This window comes from Janthinobacterium sp. LS2A (assembly GCF_036543145.1).
Taxonomy (GTDB): Bacteria; Pseudomonadota; Gammaproteobacteria; order Burkholderiales; family Burkholderiaceae_D; genus Janthinobacterium; species Janthinobacterium aestuarii.
Map to the genome: position 1 here is coordinate 86,795 of NZ_JAZHPB010000009.1, position 18,631 is coordinate 105,425.

19 protein-coding genes are annotated in these 18,631 nt (G+C 62.8%); 4 read left to right on the forward strand and 15 right to left on the reverse strand.

What is annotated here, in order from left to right; genetic code table 11:
- Nucleotides 1-18: 18 nt before the first annotated feature.
- Both V3C40_RS22945 and V3C40_RS22950 read right to left on the reverse strand, forming a co-directional pair.
- Complete coding sequence (locus V3C40_RS22945) at nt 19-648, reverse strand: SCO family protein (RefSeq protein WP_331778616.1); 630 nt, start codon at nt 646-648, stop codon at nt 19-21.
- Nucleotides 629-1,333, reverse strand: a complete 705-nt coding sequence (locus tag V3C40_RS22950) for an SURF1 family protein (RefSeq protein WP_331778617.1) — start codon at nt 1,331-1,333, stop codon at nt 629-631. The genes V3C40_RS22945 and V3C40_RS22950 overlap by 20 nt, the downstream gene beginning before the upstream one ends.
- A 78-nt stretch (nt 1,334-1,411) precedes the next feature.
- Here V3C40_RS22950 and V3C40_RS22955 point away from each other — a divergent pair, with 78 nt between their 5' ends.
- The gene (locus V3C40_RS22955) at nt 1,412-1,612 is read left to right on the forward strand and encodes a twin transmembrane helix small protein (RefSeq protein WP_331778618.1); all 201 of its coding nucleotides are present in this window, start codon (nt 1,412-1,414) and stop codon (nt 1,610-1,612) included.
- Nucleotides 1,613-1,809: 197 nt separating this feature from the next.
- Here the strand turns inward: V3C40_RS22955 and V3C40_RS22960 are convergent, their stop codons facing one another.
- From V3C40_RS22960 to coxB, 6 genes are read right to left on the reverse strand one after another with little or no spacing between them, the layout of a single operon-like run.
- Nucleotides 1,810-2,670: a cytochrome c oxidase subunit 3 gene (locus tag V3C40_RS22960; RefSeq protein ID WP_070305721.1), complete on the reverse strand. Its 861-nt coding sequence runs from the start codon at nt 2,668-2,670 to the stop codon at nt 1,810-1,812.
- A 40-nt stretch (nt 2,671-2,710) separates the two neighbouring features.
- Nucleotides 2,711-2,917, reverse strand: coding sequence for a DUF2970 domain-containing protein (locus tag V3C40_RS22965; protein WP_034749002.1), 207 nt, complete (start codon nt 2,915-2,917; stop codon nt 2,711-2,713).
- A gap of 9 nt (nt 2,918-2,926) precedes the next feature.
- Complete coding sequence (locus V3C40_RS22970) at nt 2,927-3,496, reverse strand: cytochrome c oxidase assembly protein (protein WP_034749005.1); 570 nt, start codon at nt 3,494-3,496, stop codon at nt 2,927-2,929.
- A gap of 1 nt (nt 3,497) precedes the next feature.
- Nucleotides 3,498-3,614 carry a cytochrome oxidase small assembly protein gene (locus V3C40_RS22975; RefSeq protein ID WP_217494662.1) on the reverse strand — a complete coding sequence of 39 codons (117 nt, stop codon included), beginning with the start codon at nt 3,612-3,614 and terminating at the stop codon, nt 3,498-3,500.
- A gap of 51 nt (nt 3,615-3,665) precedes the next feature.
- Nucleotides 3,666-5,264 carry a cytochrome c oxidase subunit I gene (ctaD, locus tag V3C40_RS22980; RefSeq protein ID WP_034749009.1) on the reverse strand — a complete coding sequence of 533 codons (1,599 nt, stop codon included), beginning with the start codon at nt 5,262-5,264 and terminating at the stop codon, nt 3,666-3,668.
- Between the two features lie 13 nt (nt 5,265-5,277).
- Nucleotides 5,278-6,486 carry a cytochrome c oxidase subunit II gene (coxB, locus tag V3C40_RS22985; RefSeq protein ID WP_034749012.1) on the reverse strand — a complete coding sequence of 403 codons (1,209 nt, stop codon included), beginning with the start codon at nt 6,484-6,486 and terminating at the stop codon, nt 5,278-5,280.
- 79 nt (nt 6,487-6,565) lie between these two features.
- Here coxB and V3C40_RS22990 point away from each other — a divergent pair, with 79 nt between their 5' ends.
- Entirely contained in the window at nt 6,566-6,793 is a 228-nt protein-coding gene (locus V3C40_RS22990; RefSeq protein WP_128141319.1) for a hypothetical protein, read from the forward strand.
- Nucleotides 6,794-6,952: 159 nt separating this feature from the next.
- On the opposite strand, the gene V3C40_RS22995 is transcribed toward V3C40_RS22990, so the two are convergent.
- The gene (locus V3C40_RS22995; protein WP_331778619.1) at nt 6,953-7,876 is read right to left on the reverse strand and encodes a methyltransferase domain-containing protein; all 924 of its coding nucleotides are present in this window, start codon (nt 7,874-7,876) and stop codon (nt 6,953-6,955) included.
- A gap of 57 nt (nt 7,877-7,933) precedes the next feature.
- Here V3C40_RS22995 and V3C40_RS23000 point away from each other — a divergent pair, with 57 nt between their 5' ends.
- Both V3C40_RS23000 and trmL read left to right on the forward strand, forming a co-directional pair.
- Nucleotides 7,934-8,683, forward strand: a complete 750-nt coding sequence (locus V3C40_RS23000; protein WP_070305725.1) for a ComF family protein — start codon at nt 7,934-7,936, stop codon at nt 8,681-8,683.
- 24 nt (nt 8,684-8,707) lie between these two features.
- The gene (gene trmL, locus V3C40_RS23005; protein ID WP_092716941.1) at nt 8,708-9,178 is read left to right on the forward strand and encodes a tRNA (uridine(34)/cytosine(34)/5-carboxymethylaminomethyluridine(34)-2'-O)-methyltransferase TrmL; all 471 of its coding nucleotides are present in this window, start codon (nt 8,708-8,710) and stop codon (nt 9,176-9,178) included.
- A gap of 113 nt (nt 9,179-9,291) precedes the next feature.
- On the opposite strand, the gene V3C40_RS23010 is transcribed toward trmL, so the two are convergent.
- Genes V3C40_RS23010 through V3C40_RS23035 form a run of 6 tightly spaced genes read right to left on the reverse strand, consistent with a single transcriptional unit; the run spans nt 9,292 to nt 18,505 of the window.
- Nucleotides 9,292-10,041 (reverse strand): hypothetical protein, encoded by a 750-nt coding sequence (locus V3C40_RS23010; RefSeq protein ID WP_331778620.1) that lies wholly within the window; start codon nt 10,039-10,041, stop codon nt 9,292-9,294.
- 16 nt (nt 10,042-10,057) lie between these two features.
- Nucleotides 10,058-11,293: a hypothetical protein gene (locus V3C40_RS23015; RefSeq protein ID WP_331778621.1), complete on the reverse strand. Its 1,236-nt coding sequence runs from the start codon at nt 11,291-11,293 to the stop codon at nt 10,058-10,060.
- Between the two features lie 33 nt (nt 11,294-11,326).
- Nucleotides 11,327-15,025 (reverse strand): tubulin-like doman-containing protein, encoded by a 3,699-nt coding sequence (locus tag V3C40_RS23020; RefSeq protein WP_331778622.1) that lies wholly within the window; start codon nt 15,023-15,025, stop codon nt 11,327-11,329.
- Nucleotides 15,026-15,059: 34 nt separating this feature from the next.
- Nucleotides 15,060-15,509 (reverse strand): hypothetical protein, encoded by a 450-nt coding sequence (locus V3C40_RS23025; protein ID WP_331778623.1) that lies wholly within the window; start codon nt 15,507-15,509, stop codon nt 15,060-15,062.
- Between the two features lie 45 nt (nt 15,510-15,554).
- On the reverse strand, nt 15,555-17,024 hold the full coding sequence (locus tag V3C40_RS23030; protein ID WP_331778624.1) for a hypothetical protein: 1,470 nt from the start codon (nt 17,022-17,024) through the stop codon (nt 15,555-15,557).
- Nucleotides 17,021-18,505, reverse strand: a complete 1,485-nt coding sequence (locus V3C40_RS23035; RefSeq protein ID WP_331778625.1) for a hypothetical protein — start codon at nt 18,503-18,505, stop codon at nt 17,021-17,023. Before V3C40_RS23035 ends, V3C40_RS23030 begins: the two co-directional genes overlap by 4 nt.
- Nucleotides 18,506-18,631 lie beyond the last annotated feature (126 nt).

Consider the following 18,631-nt stretch of genomic DNA (forward strand, 5'->3'; position numbering starts at 1 on the left):
CGTCGGCATGCAGACCCCTCAACCGATCGCCGAAGCTTTGAGCAGCTTGGCGATGTCTTTCTTGATCTTGTTCGGGTCCGCGTCTTTCGGGAAGCGCATCATCAGATTGCCCAGCGGATCGATCAAATACAAATGGTCGCTGGTCTTGCCGCCCGGCTCCACGGGCAGCCACGCTTTCAGGGCGTCGTTATTGACCCGCAGCATGCTGGTGCCGTCGAATTCGCGCATCACCAGGGTGTCGAGCGGCTGGGCATCCGTCACCAGCCAGACCCGTTCCAGGCGTTCGCGTTCCTTGCCTTGCATGAGGCGCAGTTGTTGCATGTCAAACAATTGCTTCTTGCATGCTTCCTGGCAATCGGACGGCCCTGTCTGCAGCAGCACCCACTTGCCCTTGAATTGCGCCAGCGGCGACGCCTTGCCGTCCAGTTCCGTCACCTGCAGCGCTGCCTCGGGTATCGGGTACAAACGCGGGTCGATCAGGGCGCCATAGTTGTTGCGGCCCGTGGGTTTGATGATGTAATACGTGAAATACGAGGCGATGATGGGAAACGCGCACACGGCCACGACGGCCAGCAGTTTCCAGCGTCCCGTATTCTGTGCCTGTTTATTGCTGCTGTCTTGCGTTGCTTCAGGGTTGTTTGTTTGCACGTCGAAATCCTGTAAAGACAAAAAATAGAAAAGCCATCAGTGCCAGTGCGTACCACTGGAATGCATAGCCGCGGTGCTTGTCGGCGCCCAGGTCCGGCGCCGGCCAGTCGCGCACGGGAAGCTGGCTGGACGCTGGCGCCGCTGCTGGGTCGACTGTTTGTTCAACGATGAATGGTTGCAAGGCCAGGCCACTGGCCTGGGTCAGCTGGCCGATATCGGCATTTTGCACGATGGCGTGCGGCGCCAGGGCCGGCGCCGTGCCCAGCTCCATCACATGGCCCGCGTTCAGGCGCGCGATGCCGGAAATCGTCACCGTACCGGCCGGTGTCGAGTAGTCGGGAATGCGCGTACGCTCGGCATTGTTGCGCGGCAGCCAGCCTTGCGCCACGAGAACGTGCATGGCTGAACCGTCGATCCGGAATGGCGTGAGCACGTGAAAACCGGCCTGGCCCTTGTAGGGGCGGTTGTCCAGGTACACCGTCCAGGCGGGCACGAAATGGCCCGTGACGGTGATCCTGCGATATTCGATCGCTTGCGCGTCGCTCGGCAACATGGGGGCGGCCGTCAATGCCAGGGGCGCGGCCTGGTTGCCCGCCTCGAGCTTGGCGGCGCGCGCGACTTTCTCGTCGCCACGGCGCTGCTGCCATTGCGCCAGCGACACGCCCAAGGCCACCAGTAGCAGCATTACAACAAATGGAATCCATCTAAAATGGAAGCGGATACGCATTACAATGAAACCTCCTCAAGCCTGGCGCTACCATCCATGAAAATCCTCGTTGCCATTGCCTTCATCCTGATCCTGGGCAGCCTGGGCTCGGCCCTGTTCTTCCTCATGCGCGACAAGGGCAAGAGCAACCGCACCGTGCAGGCGCTGGCCATGCGCGTGGGCTTGTCGATCACTCTGTTCCTGCTGATCCTGCTGGCGCACAAGCTCGGCTACATCCAGCCGACGGGCATACATTAAATGCTGGGGTCAGACCCGCGGGGGAATGCGCCTCAATGGGGCGGATTCCGATCCCGCAGGGTCTGACCCCGGTGCTAACGACGTTGCTTGGTTAGCAAAATTCTTAAACTAAGAAAAAAGCCGTACCCAGGATGTCCCGGTACGGCTTTTTTTATGGTGCCGGCGCACGCATCAACGACGCGCGCCCTGCCCCGCCATTATAACCAATACACGACCACGTACAGGCCCAGCCAGACGACGTCGACAAAGTGCCAGTACCAGGCGGCGCCTTCGAAACCGAAGTGGTGTTCCGGCGTGAAGTGGCCTTTCAGCACGCGGTACAGGATGACGGACAGCATGATGGCGCCCAGCGTCACGTGGAAGCCGTGGAAGCCGGTCAGCATGAAGAAGGTGGCGCCGTAGATGCCGGACGTCAATTTCAAGTTCAGTTCGCTGTAGGCGTGCATGTATTCGTAGACCTGGAAGCCCATGAAGATGGCGCCCAGCAAGATCGTGGCGAACAGGAACAGGGCCGTCATGCCGCGGTGGCCGGCGCGCAGCGCATGGTGCGAGATGGTCAGGGTGACGCCCGACAGCAGCAGCAAGGCCGTATTGATGGTCGGAATCCAGAACGGCGTCATGGTGGTGAATTCCTGCACCGTGCCGGCCGGGCCCGTATTGCCCCACTGGGCGGCGAAATCGGGCCAGATCACCTTGTGGTCGAGGTCGGCCAGCCATGGCATCGAGATGCTGCGCGCATAGAACAGGGCGCCGAAGAAGGCGGCAAAGAACATGACTTCGGAAAAGATGAACCAGCTCATGCTCCAGCGGAACGAATGGTCGATGCGCTCGCTGTACAGGCCCTGCTCGGACTCGCTGATGGCGTCGCCGAACCAGAAATACAGCACCAGCAGGATGCCAGCCAGGCCCAGGTAATTGACGTACGGGCCCCAGGAGACGTCGTTGACCCAGGCCGAGGCGCCGATCATGGTCAGCAGCAGGCTGGCGCCGCCCAGCATGGGCCAGCGCGACGGGCCGGGCACGAAATAATAGGGTACGGCGGCGTGGTTGGAACTCATCATCATCTCCTCAAAAACTTATAGGGTGGTTTTTTATAATTTATAAAACGACGAATTTAACAATTGAAATCAGGATGCCGATCAGGCAAGCCACCACCAGGAAGCCGGCGATGACGATGTGCACGGGATTGAGCTTGGCCGAATCCGTGTCGAAATCGCTCTTGCGGCGCAAGCCCGTGAACGACCACACGACGGCCCGCAGCGAATACAGGAACGACGCTTTTTCAGGCTGCTTGGATTCGCCCATGCCACTCTCCTATTGGACGGCCGGCGTCTGAGCCTGGCTCAGACCGGCAATCTCGAAAAACGTGTACGACAGCGTGATGGTTTTGACCTCTTTCGGCAGGGCCGGATCGAGGAAGAACACCACCGGCATCTGCCGCGCTTCCTTGGCCTTCAGGGTCTGCTGCTTGAAGCAGAAGCATTCGACCTTCTTGAAATGCGGCGTGGCGCTCTGCGGCGCGTAGCTGGGGATCGCTTGCGCGTTGACGACGCGGTTTTGCGTATTGACCACTTCGTACATGACGGTCACCAGTTCGCCCGGATGCACCTGCATGCTCGAGACGGTCGGGCGGAAGCGCCATGGCCCCTGCGCATTGCCGTCGAACTCGACGGTGATGCTGCGCGTCGTGTCGACCTGCGTATTGTTGTCGTAAGCCACCGTGCCATCTTTTTGCGTCAGCACGTTAATGCCCATCACTTCGCAAATCTGCTTGTAGACGGGAATCAGGGCATAGCCAAAGCCGAACATCAGCACGGCAATGACGAGCAGCTTGCCCAGCATCTTGCGGTTCAGGCCGCGTGTTTCCTGTTGATGGGGCGTCACGTCAGAGCCACATGCGCTTGACGAACACGGACAGGAAGAAGAAGGCCGCCAGGCCCCCCAGTATCAGTCCGGTACGCAGGTTGTTCGGTTTTTTACGCTCAGTTTTCACTTCGGTCATGACAGGCACTTTATTCAAGACGGGCCGCGCAACACGCCGGCCCGGAATACCTTATTTCACGGTCGGCGGCGTTTCAAACGTGTGGAAAGGCGCCGGGCTCGGCACGGTCCATTCCAGGCCTTCCGCGCCTTCCCATGGTTTCGCTGGCGCAGCCTTGCCGCCGCGGATGGTCGGCAAGACCACGAAGAACAGGAAGTACACCTGCATCAGGCCAAAACCGAAGCCGCCGATCGAGGCGATCATGTTGAAGTCCGTGAACTGCGCCGGATAGTCGGCGTAGCGGCGCGGCATGCCGGCCAGGCCCAGGAAGTGCATCGGGAAGAAGGTCACGTTGAACGTGATCAGGGACAGCCAGAAGTGGATCTTGCCGCGCGTTTCGTTGTACATGTGGCCCGTCCATTTCGGCGACCAGTAGTAGAAGCCGGCGAACAGGGCAAACAGCGAACCGGCCACCAGCACGTAGTGGAAATGCGCCACCACATAATAGGTATCCTGCAACTGGATGTCGATCGGCGTGACGGCCAGGATCAGGCCCGTGAAGCCGCCCATGGTAAACACGAAGATGAAACCGACCGAAAACAGCATCGGCGTCTCGAACGTCATCGAGCCCTTCCACATCGTGGCGATCCAGTTGAACACTTTCACGCCCGTCGGCACGGCGATCAGCATGGTCGCGTACATGAAGAACAGCTGGCTCGTCACCGGCATGCCGGTGGTAAACATGTGGTGCGCCCAGACGATGAAGGACAGAATCGCGATGGACGCCGTGGCGTAGACCATCGAGGCGTAGCCGAACAAGGGCTTGCGGGCAAACGCGGGCAGGATCTGCGAGACGATGCCGAAGGCCGGCAGAATCATGATGTAGACCTCGGGGTGGCCGAAGAACCAGAAGATGTGCTGGTACATGACGGGGTCGCCGCCGCCTGCCGCATTAAAGAACGAGGTGCCGAAATGGCGGTCCGTCAGCGTCATGGTAATGGCGCCGGCCAGCACGGGCATCACGGCGATCAGCAGATACGCGGTAATGAGCCAGGTCCAGCAGAACATCGGCATTTTCATCAGGGTCATGCCCGGCGCGCGCATGTTCAGGATGGTGACGATGATGTTGATCGAACCCATGATGGACGAGGCGCCCATCAGGTGCATGGCGAAAATGGCCATGTCCATGCCAGGGCCCATCTGCGTCGACAGCGGCGCATACAGGGTCCAGCCGGCAGCCGTGGCGCCGCCCGGCACGAGGAAGGACGTGGCCAGCAGCAGCGCGGCCGGCGGCAGCAGCCAGAACGAGAAGTTGTTCATGCGGGCAAACGCCATGTCGGACGCGCCCACTTGCAGCGGGATCATCCAGTTGGCGTAGCCGACGAAGGCCGGCATGATGGCGCCAAACACCATCACCAGGCCGTGCATGGTGGTCAGTTGATTAAAAAATTCAGGGTGGAAGAATTGCAGGCCTGGGTGAAACAGTTCCGTACGGATCATCAGGGCCAGCACGCCGCCCGACAGCAGCATGATGAACGAGAACCACAGGTACAGGGTACCGATATCCTTGTGGTTGGTGGCAAACAGCCAGCGGCGGTAGCCGGTGGGGTGGTCGTGGGCATGGTCGTGATCGTGACCGGCGTGGTCCAAGGTGCTCGTGCTAGTACTCATATGCGGCTCCTAATTACTTGCGTGCAGCCACGATTTCGGCTGGTTGAACGATGTTCTCTGCGGCCTTGTTCGACCAGGTATTGCGCGTGTAAGTGATCACTGCGGCAATTTCCGTGTCGGACAGCTGTTTCCAGGCTGGCATTTCAGCGGGATACTTGCCGCTCTTTTGCCCGTTCAGCAAGACGTGGATCTGATCCGCTTTCGGACCGTTCACCACCGCCGAGCCGTCCAGCGGCGCAAACGCACCGGGCACGCCCTTGCCTGTCGCCTGGTGGCAGACCACGCAGTTGGCCGCATACACTTTCTCGCCCTTGACTTTCAATTCGTCGATGGTCCACACCTTGCTAGGATCATCAGCCAATGCCGCCATTTCCTTTTGTTTTACATCAACCCAGGCCTTGTAGTCATCGGCTGATACGACCTTGACGACGATGGGCATGAACGCGTGTTCCTTGCCGCACAGCTCGGCGCAATTGCCGCGGAAGGTGCCGATATGGTCAGACTTGAACCAGGTGTCGCGCACGAAACCGGGAATCGCATCCTGCTTGACGCCAAAGGCGGGCACGGACCAGGCGTGGATGACGTCGTTGGCCGTCAGCACCACGCGGATCTTCTTGTTGACCGGCACGACGACTTCGTTATCGACTTCGATCAGGTAGTTCTCACCGCGTTTTTCCGTCGGCGGCGCACCTGGCGCACCCACTTGCGAGCGCGGCGTGGCCAGGTTGGAGAGGAAGGAAATGCCTTCGCCCTCGCCTTTCAGGTAGTCATAGCCCCATTTCCACTGCATGCCGGTGGCCTTGATGGTGATGTCGGCGTTCGAGGTATCCTTCATGCCGACGACGGTGCGCGTGGCAGGCAGGGCCATGCCGATGACGATCAGGAAAGGCACGACGGTCCAGGCGATCTCGACGGTGGTGCTTTCGTGGAAAGTGGCCGGTTTGTGGCCCAGGGACTTGCGGTGCTTGAAGATGGAATAAAACATGACGCCGAACACGGCCACGAAGATCACCAGGCAGATGATCATCATCAGGGTGTGCAAATCGTAGATTTCATGGGCGATCTGTGTCGCCGGCGGTTGCAGATTCATTTCGAACGGCACGGGACCGCCGGTGCCGGGATAGGTGCCGGCAGCCGGTGCCGCCGTGGCCCATCGCCCGATGCCAAACGCTGTCAAAGACAGCCCGAGCAGCAACGATTGAAGTCGCTTTGCATGTGTCATGTTTTCCCCAACCACCCAAAAAATAATGATATTTTAAACGGCTGCGGACTTCTCCGTACTGGACCGCTGCCGCTCCTCCATGAAAGCAACACGGCCAGAATGCGGCCATGTGCGTCAAGCACCAGCGAATTCCATGCTGGCTGCCGCAGCAAAAACGGCGGCGCGCAACCATGCTGGAACCCTGTTTTTCTTCCCCACATCGAAATGGCCTCGTGTGGAAGATGGTTACTATACTAATGCAGTAACTTCGAATTCGTCTCGCTTTGTTTTTTTTATTTTGTATGCAGCCCTTGTTTTTTCTACTTAACAAGCTGACAAACAATCAACGATTATAATCAAGTAAACTTGAATCCATCAAGCAATAATCGGCTTTGTGCGCGCCCTTCTCCCGGCCGCCGCGCGCTTTGCAACGCTTGCTGCAACATTAACGCGCGGATGCCGACCAAGTGTCGGTTTCTTTACGCTTTTATTTGGGTTTGCGCGGCAAGTCGAATCGAATGATGGCTTCCCCGTTGCGCGTCACGCGCGGTGCGGGACGGAAGGCGTGGCCATAGATCACCTCGAAACTCAGGCCCAGCTTGCCGTCGGGACGGCGCGTTTTTTCCAGCGCGGCCAGCATGCGCTGCCAGGCCGTCTTGCCCATCAGGCCGCGCCGGCGCGTGGTCAGCGGGTTACCGCCAAAAGCACGCACGTCCGCCAGCAGTTTTTCCGCCGTGTCGTAGGTCACCGTGATGATCTCCATATCCAGCACGGGCGTGGAAAAACCCGTCTCGACGAGCATGTCGCCAAAGTCGTGCATGTCGACAAAGGGCAAGGCGTGCGGATACAAGTCCGCCTCGGCAAAGGCGTCGCGCACTTCGCGGAAGGTGTCGGGACCGAAACAGGAAAACATCAGCAAGCCATCGAGGCGCAGCGCGCGCCGCCATTCGGCAAACACGCGGTCGGGCTGGGCATGCCAGTGCAGCGCCAGGTTGGACCACACGAGGTCGATGCTGCCCTGCGCCAGCGGCAAGTCGCCGAGGTCGCCGCACAGCAAATCCACGCCAGCCTTGGCCGGCAAGAGTTTGCTGAGGAACTGGTTCAGGCTGGCCAGTTTCGACGCGGGCGCGCGCGCCGCCTGCATCATCGCTTGCGCTGCATCGAGACCGATAATCTGCGCGGCGGGATAATCCTTGTGCAGCTGCGCCAGGTCCGCACCCGGACCGCAGCCGGCGTCAAGCACACGGTGCGGCGTGATTTTCACCAGCTCCAGGCGCTCGTGCATGCGTGCCGACACTTCGCGGCGCAGGAAGTCCGATGGCGCGACGCGCGCCGGACGGGAAAAGAAATCGCGTACTTGCACCGCATCGATGGGCGCACTCATTTTGGGCGGACTGGTGGGAACTGGCATGTTGAATCGGGTGAGGTGAGATAATGTCGGCAGTGTACATGGAACGACGCCATCGCGATGCGAACCGCCAGCCGGCACCGCCTTGATGCCGCGTGGCAGGCGCTGCGCCAGTGGCTGGGCGCCACGGTGTTGCCGGCCCAGTGCGCGCTGTGCGGCATCGGCTGCCCGCAAGTACTGTGCCCGCCCTGCCGCGCTCAGTATCTGGGGCAACTGCGCCACCGCTGCCGCCAGTGCGCCAATCCGCTCGACGATGTGGCAACACTGTGCGGACGCTGTTTGCGCCAGCGGCCCGCGTATGACGCCACGATCACGGCGTTCGATTATGCGGCGCCCGTCGACCAGTTGTTGCTGCAGCTGAAATTCGGTGCGCGCCTGGCGCTGGCGCCCCTGTTGGCAGAACTGCTGCACGTTGCCATTCAGCAACAACCAGAGTGGGAAGCGCCGCATCTGCTGTGCCCAGTGCCTCTTGGCCCGGCCCGGCTGGCCGAGCGGGGTTTTAACCAGGCGCTGGAAATTGCCCGTCCGCTGGCGCGCCTGCTGGACGTAGCTTTACAGCCCCGCCTGGCGCTGCGGGTACGCGAAACCAGGGCGCAAAGCGGCGTGGCGCCGCAGGAACGGCAAGCCAACCTGGCGCACGCGTTCGCCATCGCGCCCGAACACGCACCGCTATTGCAAGGGTGTCATGTCGGCATCGTCGACGACGTGATGAGCAGCGGCCATACCGTCAACGCCCTGGCCGCCGCCTGCAAGAGCGAAGGCGCGGCCAGGGTCAGCATATTGGTGGTGGCGCGCACGCCGCCACGCTAGCATCACTTATATAAGGAGAGCATTTTGTTTCACGTTGTTTTGGTAGAACCTGAAATCCCGCCCAATACGGGTAACGTCATCCGCTTGTGCGCGAACACGGGCGCGCAGCTGCACCTGGTCGAACCGCTGGGCTTTCCGCTCGACGATGCCAAGATGAAGCGCGCCGGCCTCGATTACCACGATTACGCCAACATGAAGGTGCACAAGAATTGGGACGCGTTCCTGGCCGACACCCAACCCGACCCATCCCGCATGTTCGCCATGACGACGCGCGGCTCGCGCCCGTTCGGCGACGTGGCCTTCCTGCCGGGCGACGTGTTCGTGTTCGGTTCGGAAACGAAAGGCCTGGACCCGGCCCTGCGCGACGGTTTTCCAGCGGAGCAACGCATCCGCCTGCCGATGCGCCCGGACAACCGCAGTTTGAATCTGTCGAATACGGTGGCCGTCGTCGTGTATGAAGCGTGGCGCCAGCATGGCTACCAGGGCGGCGCGTAGGTCGGATTAGGCCCAAGGGGCCGTAATCCGACAACATTGTTGGCGTTAGTGGTGTTGTAGGATTACGCGGGGCTTTACCCCGCTAATCCGACCTACCCGTTTGCATACGGCGATCAGCGCAGCGCCAGCTGCGCGTCAACGCGCGTATCCACATCCAGCATCACCAGCTGCGTGCGCAGGTCGCGCGTGGCGGCCAGCTTACCATTCACGTACAGATTCGTCTTGACGCCATACACGCCTTGCGACACGCCGGCCGGCAAGGTCAGCTCGAACGAGTTTTCAAAGCGCCCGCCCGACTTGTTGTTGCTGGCCAGGGCTTTCGAGCCGGACTTGAATGGCTGGCCTTGCGGGTCGAGCACCACCAGCTCTTCACGCACGTCATTGACGCTTTGCGCGCTGCCATTGACCAGCTCCACCACGGAATTGACCTTGAACGGCTGGCCGCGCTTGACAGTCGAGGCACTCAGCTGCGGCGTGTACGACACCACTTGCGGCTCGCGCGGCAACGCGCCGCGCGTGCGGATGTAGTCGCGGTCTGCCTGCGCCGCCGTCTTGGTCTGGCGCGAATTGACATTGATGGCCAGGCAACCGGCCGCCGCCAGGCCGCCGCCAATGGCAGCCCCTTTGAGCGCGCCACTCTTGCCGCCCGCCAGCGCACCCAGCAGCGCTCCCACGGCCGCACCGGCAGCGGCCGACGTGCCCACGCTGCACGGGTCCTCATCCGTGGCCGCCTGGCTTCCACCTTGCGGATAGGAACCGTCCTGGCGCACGCCGTTCGGATTCATCGGCGCCGTGGCGCAGCCAGCCAGCATGGCCGCGATGGTCAGCGCAGCGGCGGCGCGCAAGGTGGTGTGATTCAGCATGGTGGCTCCCAGATAGCTAATTGATCGTTGTTTCCGTCTGCAGCACTTGCCGTTCACGCTCGCGGATGCGGCGCGACAGATTGTCGATGCGCGCATTGCCCGGATCGACGCGGCGCGCGCTTTCCAGATACGTCTTGGCCGCATCGAACTTGCCTTCCAGCAAAGAACGCTCGGCATCGCGCAAGAACGATTGCGCCATTTCGTTGCGCATGGCCGCGCCGCTATCGACGGGCGACGTTTCCAGCGGACGGCGTTCGGTCACCACCGAACGTTCGACCGCGCGCACGGGCGCCGGTTCCTGCTGTGCCGACGTCGGCACGGGCGCCGGGACCGCAACCGGAGCTGCAACGGGCGCCGGCGCCGCGGCCGCCGACAGCGCCTGCACGTCGGCCTTCAACTGCGACAATTCCACCGCTTCGCGGTCGATCGCTTCCAGCCTGGCGATGCTATTGCGTGCCGCCACCGCATCCTTGCCGTCGAGCGCCTGACGCACGCCCACCAGCACGGACGCGGCTGCCGCCTGCTGACGCGCCAGCTGCTTGCGCAAGGAATCGACGCTCGATGCCCCCGCGCAATCGATGTCGAGCCCGGCGATGCCCTTGGCCGCGCTTTGCAATTGATGGCCATCGATCGCGCGCTCGATGGCGCGCACGCTGCGCTGACAACCGCTGGATGCGGCACCGGCCTTGCCGATGGCCGCCTGCAAATCGTCGGCCTTGGCGCTGGACTTGCCCGTACACACATTCTTCGCCGTCGCCAGCTTCTGGCGGGCACCGTCCAGGCTGCCATTCGCAACCAACTTGAGGCCGCTGTCGATGGCGTCGTTGCAAGCCGATTCATTCTTGCCACCCGGCTTGCCATTCATATAGACGATCACGGCTGCCAGCACGGCAATGCCGCCAAGCCAGCGCAGCCACTTGCGCGGTGGTGGCGACACGGGTGGCACCGATGGCGGCACGGGCGCGGGCTTGGGCACGGCTTGCGGCTGGGCCGGCTTCGGCGGCGCTGGCGGCGGTACCGGTACCGGTGCCGGCTTCGGCGGCGCTTTCGGTGCGGGCGCAGGCGTCGGCGCCACCGGCACGGGCGGCGGCTTGGGCGCTACCGGCGGCGGCACTGGCACCGGTGCTGGCACAGGCAGCGGCGGCGGCACGGCCGCAGCCGGCTGGGTAGCACCAGCCACCACGTGACCGCAATACGGGCAATGGCTGACAACGGTCCACAGGCCCGTCTTGCATTTGTTACAGATATCCAAAACTAATCCTTCATTCCAACGTCATTCCAGCGTTCACAGTGGCGGCGGCATCAACGGTGGCGGCGCGCTAAGGAACAAGGGCGCCAGTTCGGGGAACTGGGCCAGGTCGGCCCAGGCCGGCAAGCCCGCGCGCCACACCTTGGTGGTGCCTGGCGCTACCTGTCCTGCCTGCACGTATTGCACGATCTGCTGGGCCGTGAACGGTCCCTGCTGCTGGCCATTAATACCCAGGAAATACTGGTATTCCACCAGCGGCGGCGGCATGCCGCCCAGCGGTGGTGGCGCCATGCCGAACACGGCTGCCGCCGGGGCAGCGGCCGCGCCGGCCGGGCGCAGCAATTGTTCGAGGCGCCCCGCTTCCAGCATTTCCGCCTTGATCGCATATTTCAAACGAGGTTGGCCGTCCGCTTCCGGCTCGCGCACTTCCCAGTCGTAGGCGTCGCTGTCGGAGTCGCCGATGACGTTCGCCCATTCCTTCAGGCGGCCCAGCAAGGTTTGCACCGTGCGGTCGAGCTCATCGCTGGCCATGCCCTTGCGGCGCGCCGATTCGCGCAGACGCGCGCCCACTTCGGCGGAAATGGCGCTGCCAAAACCGACGTAGGGCAGTTGCGAACCATCGGCCTGCGCCACCAGCTTGGGCGCATACACGGTGCGTTCATAGTATTTTGCCAGCGCCGCCATGGCGGCCGTCTGCACGGCGTCAAGCGCCGTCAATTTTTCCTCGATGCGCAGGGCGATATTTTTCTCGTACGAGGCGGGCATGCCGTTCTGGCGAATGGCCCGCTCGTTGCCGATGCGGCGCAAGTCGCCCGGCTCGACGGCAAACTGGTACTGGCCCGGCGGCACGACCCGGCCCGTGTGGCGTGTCAGCACGCCCAGCATGATCGCTTGCAGGAATTCGCCGAAGTCTTCCGCCAGGCGTTTCATCTCGTCCGTGTTCGGTGCGATCGGGTGCGTGAATTGCGTCGGATCGATGTGCGTGTGGGTCGGCGCCTTGTCGTTGTCGCCTTCCTTGCGGTAACTGGTGCGCCAGCCTTCCAGGCCGCGCAGCACCGTCATCGGCACGCCGGCCAGTTCGCAATAGCAGACGGCACGCCCGCGGATGCCGGTCTCGACGATTTCCAGCTGGCTCACCGTGATGCCCACCTGGGTCGGCACGCAAGATTCGAGCTCGGCGCCGAATTTCGCCTTGAAGGCGGCCGCGTTGGCCACGCCGATCACGCATTTGAACTGGTCCGACACGACCGTGAAGTCGCCCGCCATATTGGCGTCGATCCACGGCATCGAACAGGCCAGCAGCTTGCGGAAGCGGTCCAGGCGTTCGGACACATCCATCTGTTCCAGCGCCTCGAACAGGGGGTCGGGCGTGCTTGTCGCGCCTTCCACCAGGCTCGTCGTGGCGATCATGTTCTCGGCCATGCGCGTGACTTTGGCCAGGATCAAGCCCCGTTGCGCCGGTTCGCCCAGCATGGGGAACAGCGCTTTCGAGCCGCCCATGTCCTTGAACGCTTCATCGGCCCACTGGCGCAAGGTGGCCGCCGATGGCAGCGCGATGTCATTTTCTGTGACGGGAATGACGATCAGGGTTGCGTGTTCCTTGTCCAGGTCCTTCTGCAAAATCGTATTCGCCGTTTTGAGTTCCGCCAGCATGGCCAGCACGCCTTCGCGGCCCGTTTGCAGCTCGCCCACCAGGCCATTCCACTGCGCGCGGCCTTGCGCGTCGACGCCGACCCGGTTGCCCAGCCAGCGCGACAGTTCGCCCAGCAGGATGACGGACTCGTCCGCCGCCTTGGCGCGCAGATGGAATTTCAGGGCATTCGCCATTTCCGTGCGCAAATGGTCCATCACCACGCCGGCCTGCTTTTCACCGTTGCTGAGGAAACCGAAGGTGCTGCGCGTCTGTTCCAGATTGTTCAGCAGGCGTTCGTATTCGCGCGAGCGCACGGCTTCCTTGATTTCGCGGTAGCGCTCGGCATTGTTACCGATCTGCGCCGTCAGTCCGCTGCCCGGCGCCTCGATGCGATCCTTGATCTGTTCCACCAAGGACAGCACGTATTCGAGGCCGCCGAATTCCTTGTTGTCCAGGTAGCCATACAGCTGGTCGCGCACGACTTTCTTGACGTCTTCCAGCACTTCGCGGCGGCGCTTGCTGATGCGGTCTTCCGTCGTGTCGGCCGTGGAATCCTGGTCGCGCACGGCGTCGCGTTCCAGGTGCTTCATGGCATCGCGCACTTGCGCCGGCCATTCGCTGCGGTCAAAGCCCGTGCGGATATCGTTGATGCGCGTGTTGACCCGGTTTTCCACGCCGGCCAGCAAGTGGCCGTGGCGGTCTTCCAGCAATTCGTCGACGACGCGGAAATCGATGAAGTCGCCGCTCGAGCGCTTCAGTTCGATGCTCTTGTCGGAAAACTCGGGGAAATCGCTGAACGGCGTGCCCTTCAGGAACATATTGGCAGCGAGGAAGTTATCGCGCTGCGTATCCGTGGCCCGGTTGGCGCCCGCATCCGTGCCGCCCACGCCAAAGAACGCTTGCAGCATGGCGCCGGCCCAGCGGTGGGCCCGCTCGTCGCGCGCCGCTTCCTGGCGCGTATCGAGCACGGCCATGCCGAACGAGGAAAAGCGCTTGGAGAAATACAGGCGCATGTCGCCGAAGCGGTCTTGCGGCACGGGCGCGTTGTACAGCGAGTTCTTGTGCTGCGCCTGGTTGACGGCGATCGAACGCTTGGCGCGTGCGAAGTCGGCCGAGGCGAAATCCTCGAACAGCGAATCGGCCACCATGTGGTAGACGTCGCTGACATCCTTGGTGTGCTGCTGCGCCAGGTTGCCCGAGTCGATCAGGTAGACCTCGCTGTACGGCTCGCGCGTCAGTTCCGGGCGGTCGTACGCATCCCAGCGGCCAACATAGCCCTTGTTGCCCATCATGGCCGATTCCAGCTCCATCAGCGCCGCATAGCCGTTCGCCTCGACCCGGTCCTTGTTGGCCTTGGTGTAGCCGGTCGGCAAGAACAGCATCAGCTCGACGTCGGCCGCGCCCACTTCGCTGCGCGCCAGCCAGCGCGCCAGCAAGCCCATGTCGAGGAAGGAACCGGAACCCGTGCCGCCCGCCACGGAACCGACGATGACGATGCGGAAACGGTTCGTTTCCATGCGCAAGCCCAGCTCGGCCAGCTGGCGCTCGTGCGACAGGCCCGCCTTCAGCGCTTTCAACTTCAAGCGGATCTTGTCGCGGATCTTCGCGTACTTGTCGAAGAAATACAGGCGCGAGACGGCGCGGATCTGGCCGGCGCCACTGCTCATGTCGAAACGCAATTCGCGGATGCGCTGCGGCGTCAAAGGCAGCCACTCCTTGATGTGCGGATATTTTTCCAGGGAATCTTCATCACGGCTGTACTTGTCCATGTCGAACGATTCGACCACCTTGTCATCGTCCGTGAACTTCACTTGGTCGAACTGCAAGTCCTTCGCCTGCGATTCGCCGCTTTCGATCACGGCGCCATTGTCGAGGTCGAAATGGATGAATTGCGCGATGGGAAAGTCGGCCAAGCCCTCGATGCGCGTGCGGTTGCCCGCGCCACCCCACAGGGTGTTGAGGACGCGCCGGCGCACGCGCATCAGCACCTGCATGCCCGTGCCACCGATACCGATGAACAGGGTCGGGCGCAGTTCGATGATCTTGTCCTGCTTGCGCTCGCTGGCGCCGCCGGTGATGGTTTGGTTCAGGTTCTCTGCCATGGTGATTCCTTGGATAAAGCGTGTTACGGCGTGCTTAACGGCGGCTCGAGGTAAATGTCAACAACAGGGCGACCAGGCCCACCAGCACCAGCGGCCCCATGAACAGTGGCGCGAGGAATTTATGCGCGTTCACGGCCGCCAGCACGACGCCGGTCGCCAGGCTGGCCAGGAAGATGAACAGCCACCAGCCCGAGGCATTGGCCTTGTTCGGCGGCACGCGCTTGGCGACCAGGCCATTCGCATAGGCATTCTTGGCAAAGAAAAAGGCGATGAACAGCAGCAACAGCACGACGCCGCCGATCAAGGTATCGCGCGACGAGGTATCGGTCGTGCTGACGGGATCGAGCGCGGGCGCTGGCTCGGTGGTGGACGTGGTGGCCGTGGTGGCGGCTGCGCCGGCAGCCGGTGCATCGGCGGCAGGCGGCGCGGACGCCGGAACTGGCAAAGTAAAACCTGCGTTGTCTTTGGGAGTGTCTTGCGCCATGGTATGCCTCAGGTGGATTTGACTAGTTTAAAAAGGAATCTGTGTTCAGGCCAGGCTCAGGGTGTGGCCCTCGGCCACGCGCACGACGGCCGGCTTGCCCAGGCCACGTTTGAGTTCGCCGATATCTCGGCCGTCATCATCGCGGATCTGCACGCTCTTGAACGGTTTCAACAGCACTTGCCGCTGCACGCCATCGGCCATCACCTTGTAGCGCGTGGCGCGCGTGCCAAGCAAACCCAGCGCCAGCAAGCCCAGCACCAGCGCGAGGACGCCGCCCAGTATCACCAGCACGGGCAGCAGCGGATACTGTATGCGCACCAGCAGCGGTATCGTTGCCTGCGAGGCGCGCACGCTGTCGGGCGGCGTAAACATATCCGAGATCGGGTCGCCGGGGAACAGTTCCTGCAAATCCTTGCCAAAGCTGGACGCCAGCGCCAGCCGCTGTTCCGACAGGCCCACTTGCGCCTGCATGGGCAGCATCACCTGCTTGCCCATGGCGGCGATCGCCTGCGCCGACCACGGCGATGGAATCTGCGCCATCGGCAGCGCGAACTGTACCTGCACGGACTGGCTGGCGCCCGGTTGCAGCTGGCGGATTTGATCCGGCGCAACGTGCAGCGGCGCGTTCTGTCCCGCCAGGTTAGCGTGCACTTTGGCGCTATCGATCACGTACGGGAAAAACATGTTTTGCAGCGACGCCTGCAGCACCACTTGCGGCAGCAGCTTCGCCGCATCGACGTCGAGCACGATGGTGCGCCCGTCGCGGCCCAGGCTGGCATGCACATTGGCGCTGTTCTTGACGGACTGGGGCACGATGCGCACGGCATCCTGGTCCACCGGTTTCAGGCGCGCGGGCGGGCGCGTCAGCACTTGCGACAAACGCCCTTCGGCCAGGATGCGGTTCAACGCCTCGGACGCGGGCTGGCCATACGCGAGCGCATACACCATCAAGCCCTTGGCGCTGTACAGCTTGCCCTGCACGGGCATACGCAGCGGAAACACCACCGTCTTGGTGATCGACGGTTCCAAGTGCAGCAGACGGTAAAAGTCGCGGTTGCGCTCGGCCGTCTGGCTGTCGTTGTTCGGGCTATTCTTGTTGTTCGTAAAAATCCACACGATGCCGGAGGCGGACTGGAACGGGCCCGTGATGGTCTTGGTGACGGCTTCCTGGAAATCCGTGTCGGCCAGCGCGCCACCGGCGCTCTTGCGCGCCAGACCGAGATTGGCCAGCTGGCCAGCCACGCCGGCGCCGCCCTGCCCTTGCCCGATCAGTGCGGGCGACACATTGCTGCCGCTGCTCTGGCTGAAGGCCAGCGTATAAACTTTATCGGACGGGTTCGTGGCGGCCTGCGCCACAGCGCCCACGAGGGCTTTCAGCTGCGACTGTTCATCCGTGTAGAACGGCTCCATCCAGCCCGAGTTTTGCACGAGAAACGCTTGCTGGATGCCGGCCGCCTGCACGCTGGCGGTGGCGAAAAAGGCGGCGCAGGCCGCGATCAGGACGCGCGCTTTCATGCCTGCAAGGCCCAGCCATCGATGCGCGACAGCAGCGGGTGATACGCCCACAGCATGCCTTCATGGACAAACAGGCGCACACGCCACGGCTCGCTGACGGCGAACGTGTGAAACACGGTTTCGCGCAACTCGTCGTCCTGCACCAGCTGGGCCGCCAGGCGCTCGTTCGAGCGCAGCACGCTCGACAGGCCGGCACTGGTGGCAAACTTGACGCCAAAGACGCTGTTGCCAACGCTCGATTCCAGCAGCGGCATGACGGCCTGGTTCTTGCCGCCATCGTCGCCGTGTTCCGGCTCTTCCCACGGCGCCGTTTTCAGCTTGGTGGCGAAGCGGTAATTGAAGCTGCCCGAACACAGGCGCGGCGCCAGCGCATCGGCCCGTTCGGCCTGCGCGCCCAGTTTCACGTAGACATAGGTGCCACGGCTGCGCTCGAAGCACAGCTGCCATAGGCCGCCGTCGCGCGACACGTAGGGGCTGCCGAATTCGAAATGCGGCACCAGCCCTTCGGGCCACGGGGTGAACGACGCGGCCACGTTGCCGTCCGGCTGCAACTGCAAGCGCAGCTGGCCGTTGGCGCACGGCCACACGGCCATGCGGTTGTAGGCGACGGGCGCGCTGACGCTACCCAGGTCGACCATGCCGTCGAGCAGCACGTCGCTGCCCGGCTTTTGCGCGGCGTCAAGGTTGACGAAGCGGATGCGGCCATCGTCGTCGCGCAGCGGTGCCCACAACCGGTTCTGGAACCAGACGGGGCTGGCGATGCACGGCGCGCCGCCCACGTGCTCGACCACGTAGGTCAGCGATGGCACGTCGGGACGGATGCAGGCGAGGCCGTGGCTGGTCGGCAAGACCAGCACGCTATTGAATTCCGGCACCAGCTCGGCGCGCCAGGCGCCGTGGGCCAAGTCCGATTCGGCCAGCAGGCTGCCATAATCGGGGTCCAGCGCCAGCCAGCGTTTCGAAGCGGGCAGCCACGCGTGCAAGACGGCCTTGCGCGGGTCGAGCGCCAGCAGCGCGGGCGCGCTGGTGCCGAACTGGGCGGAAAAGAATTCATATTCGCCGGGCGGCGGCATGGGCAGCGAGGCATCGGCCTGCGCATGCTCTTCGCGGACGCGCTGGTCGGCCAGTTTCAGGGGCACGCTGGCCTGGCGCAAGCCGGCCGGGCCAGCCGGCGGCACGTCGCTGACGGGGTGTGCACCGTAGGGCGGCACCCACGGCGGGGTAATAGAAGTATCGGGCGGCACTTGCAAGGCCGCACCCGAAACGGGGTCGAACGAGAATTCGGGCGGAAACTGCCGCACGGGCGCGTCGGCGGCCGTAGGCAGGCGCCGCGCCAGCATCAGCTTGCCGATATCGGCATGGCTCACCAAGGGCGAGACGTTTTGGCCGTCCGCGCTGCGCTGCATGCTCCACGCGCCCTCGTCATCGACGTACCAGGCGCCGGAGGGCAGTGGCCAATCCCCAGAAGTTTTATGATCCATTTATTTTCTATGACAAGCAATGCATATCAGACGGTGTAACGTGCTGGGGCGGTCGAAACGAAGTCGCAGCCCTGGCAGTTCTCATAGTAACGTCTTTTTATCTGTATGGAAACATTGACGAGCTTC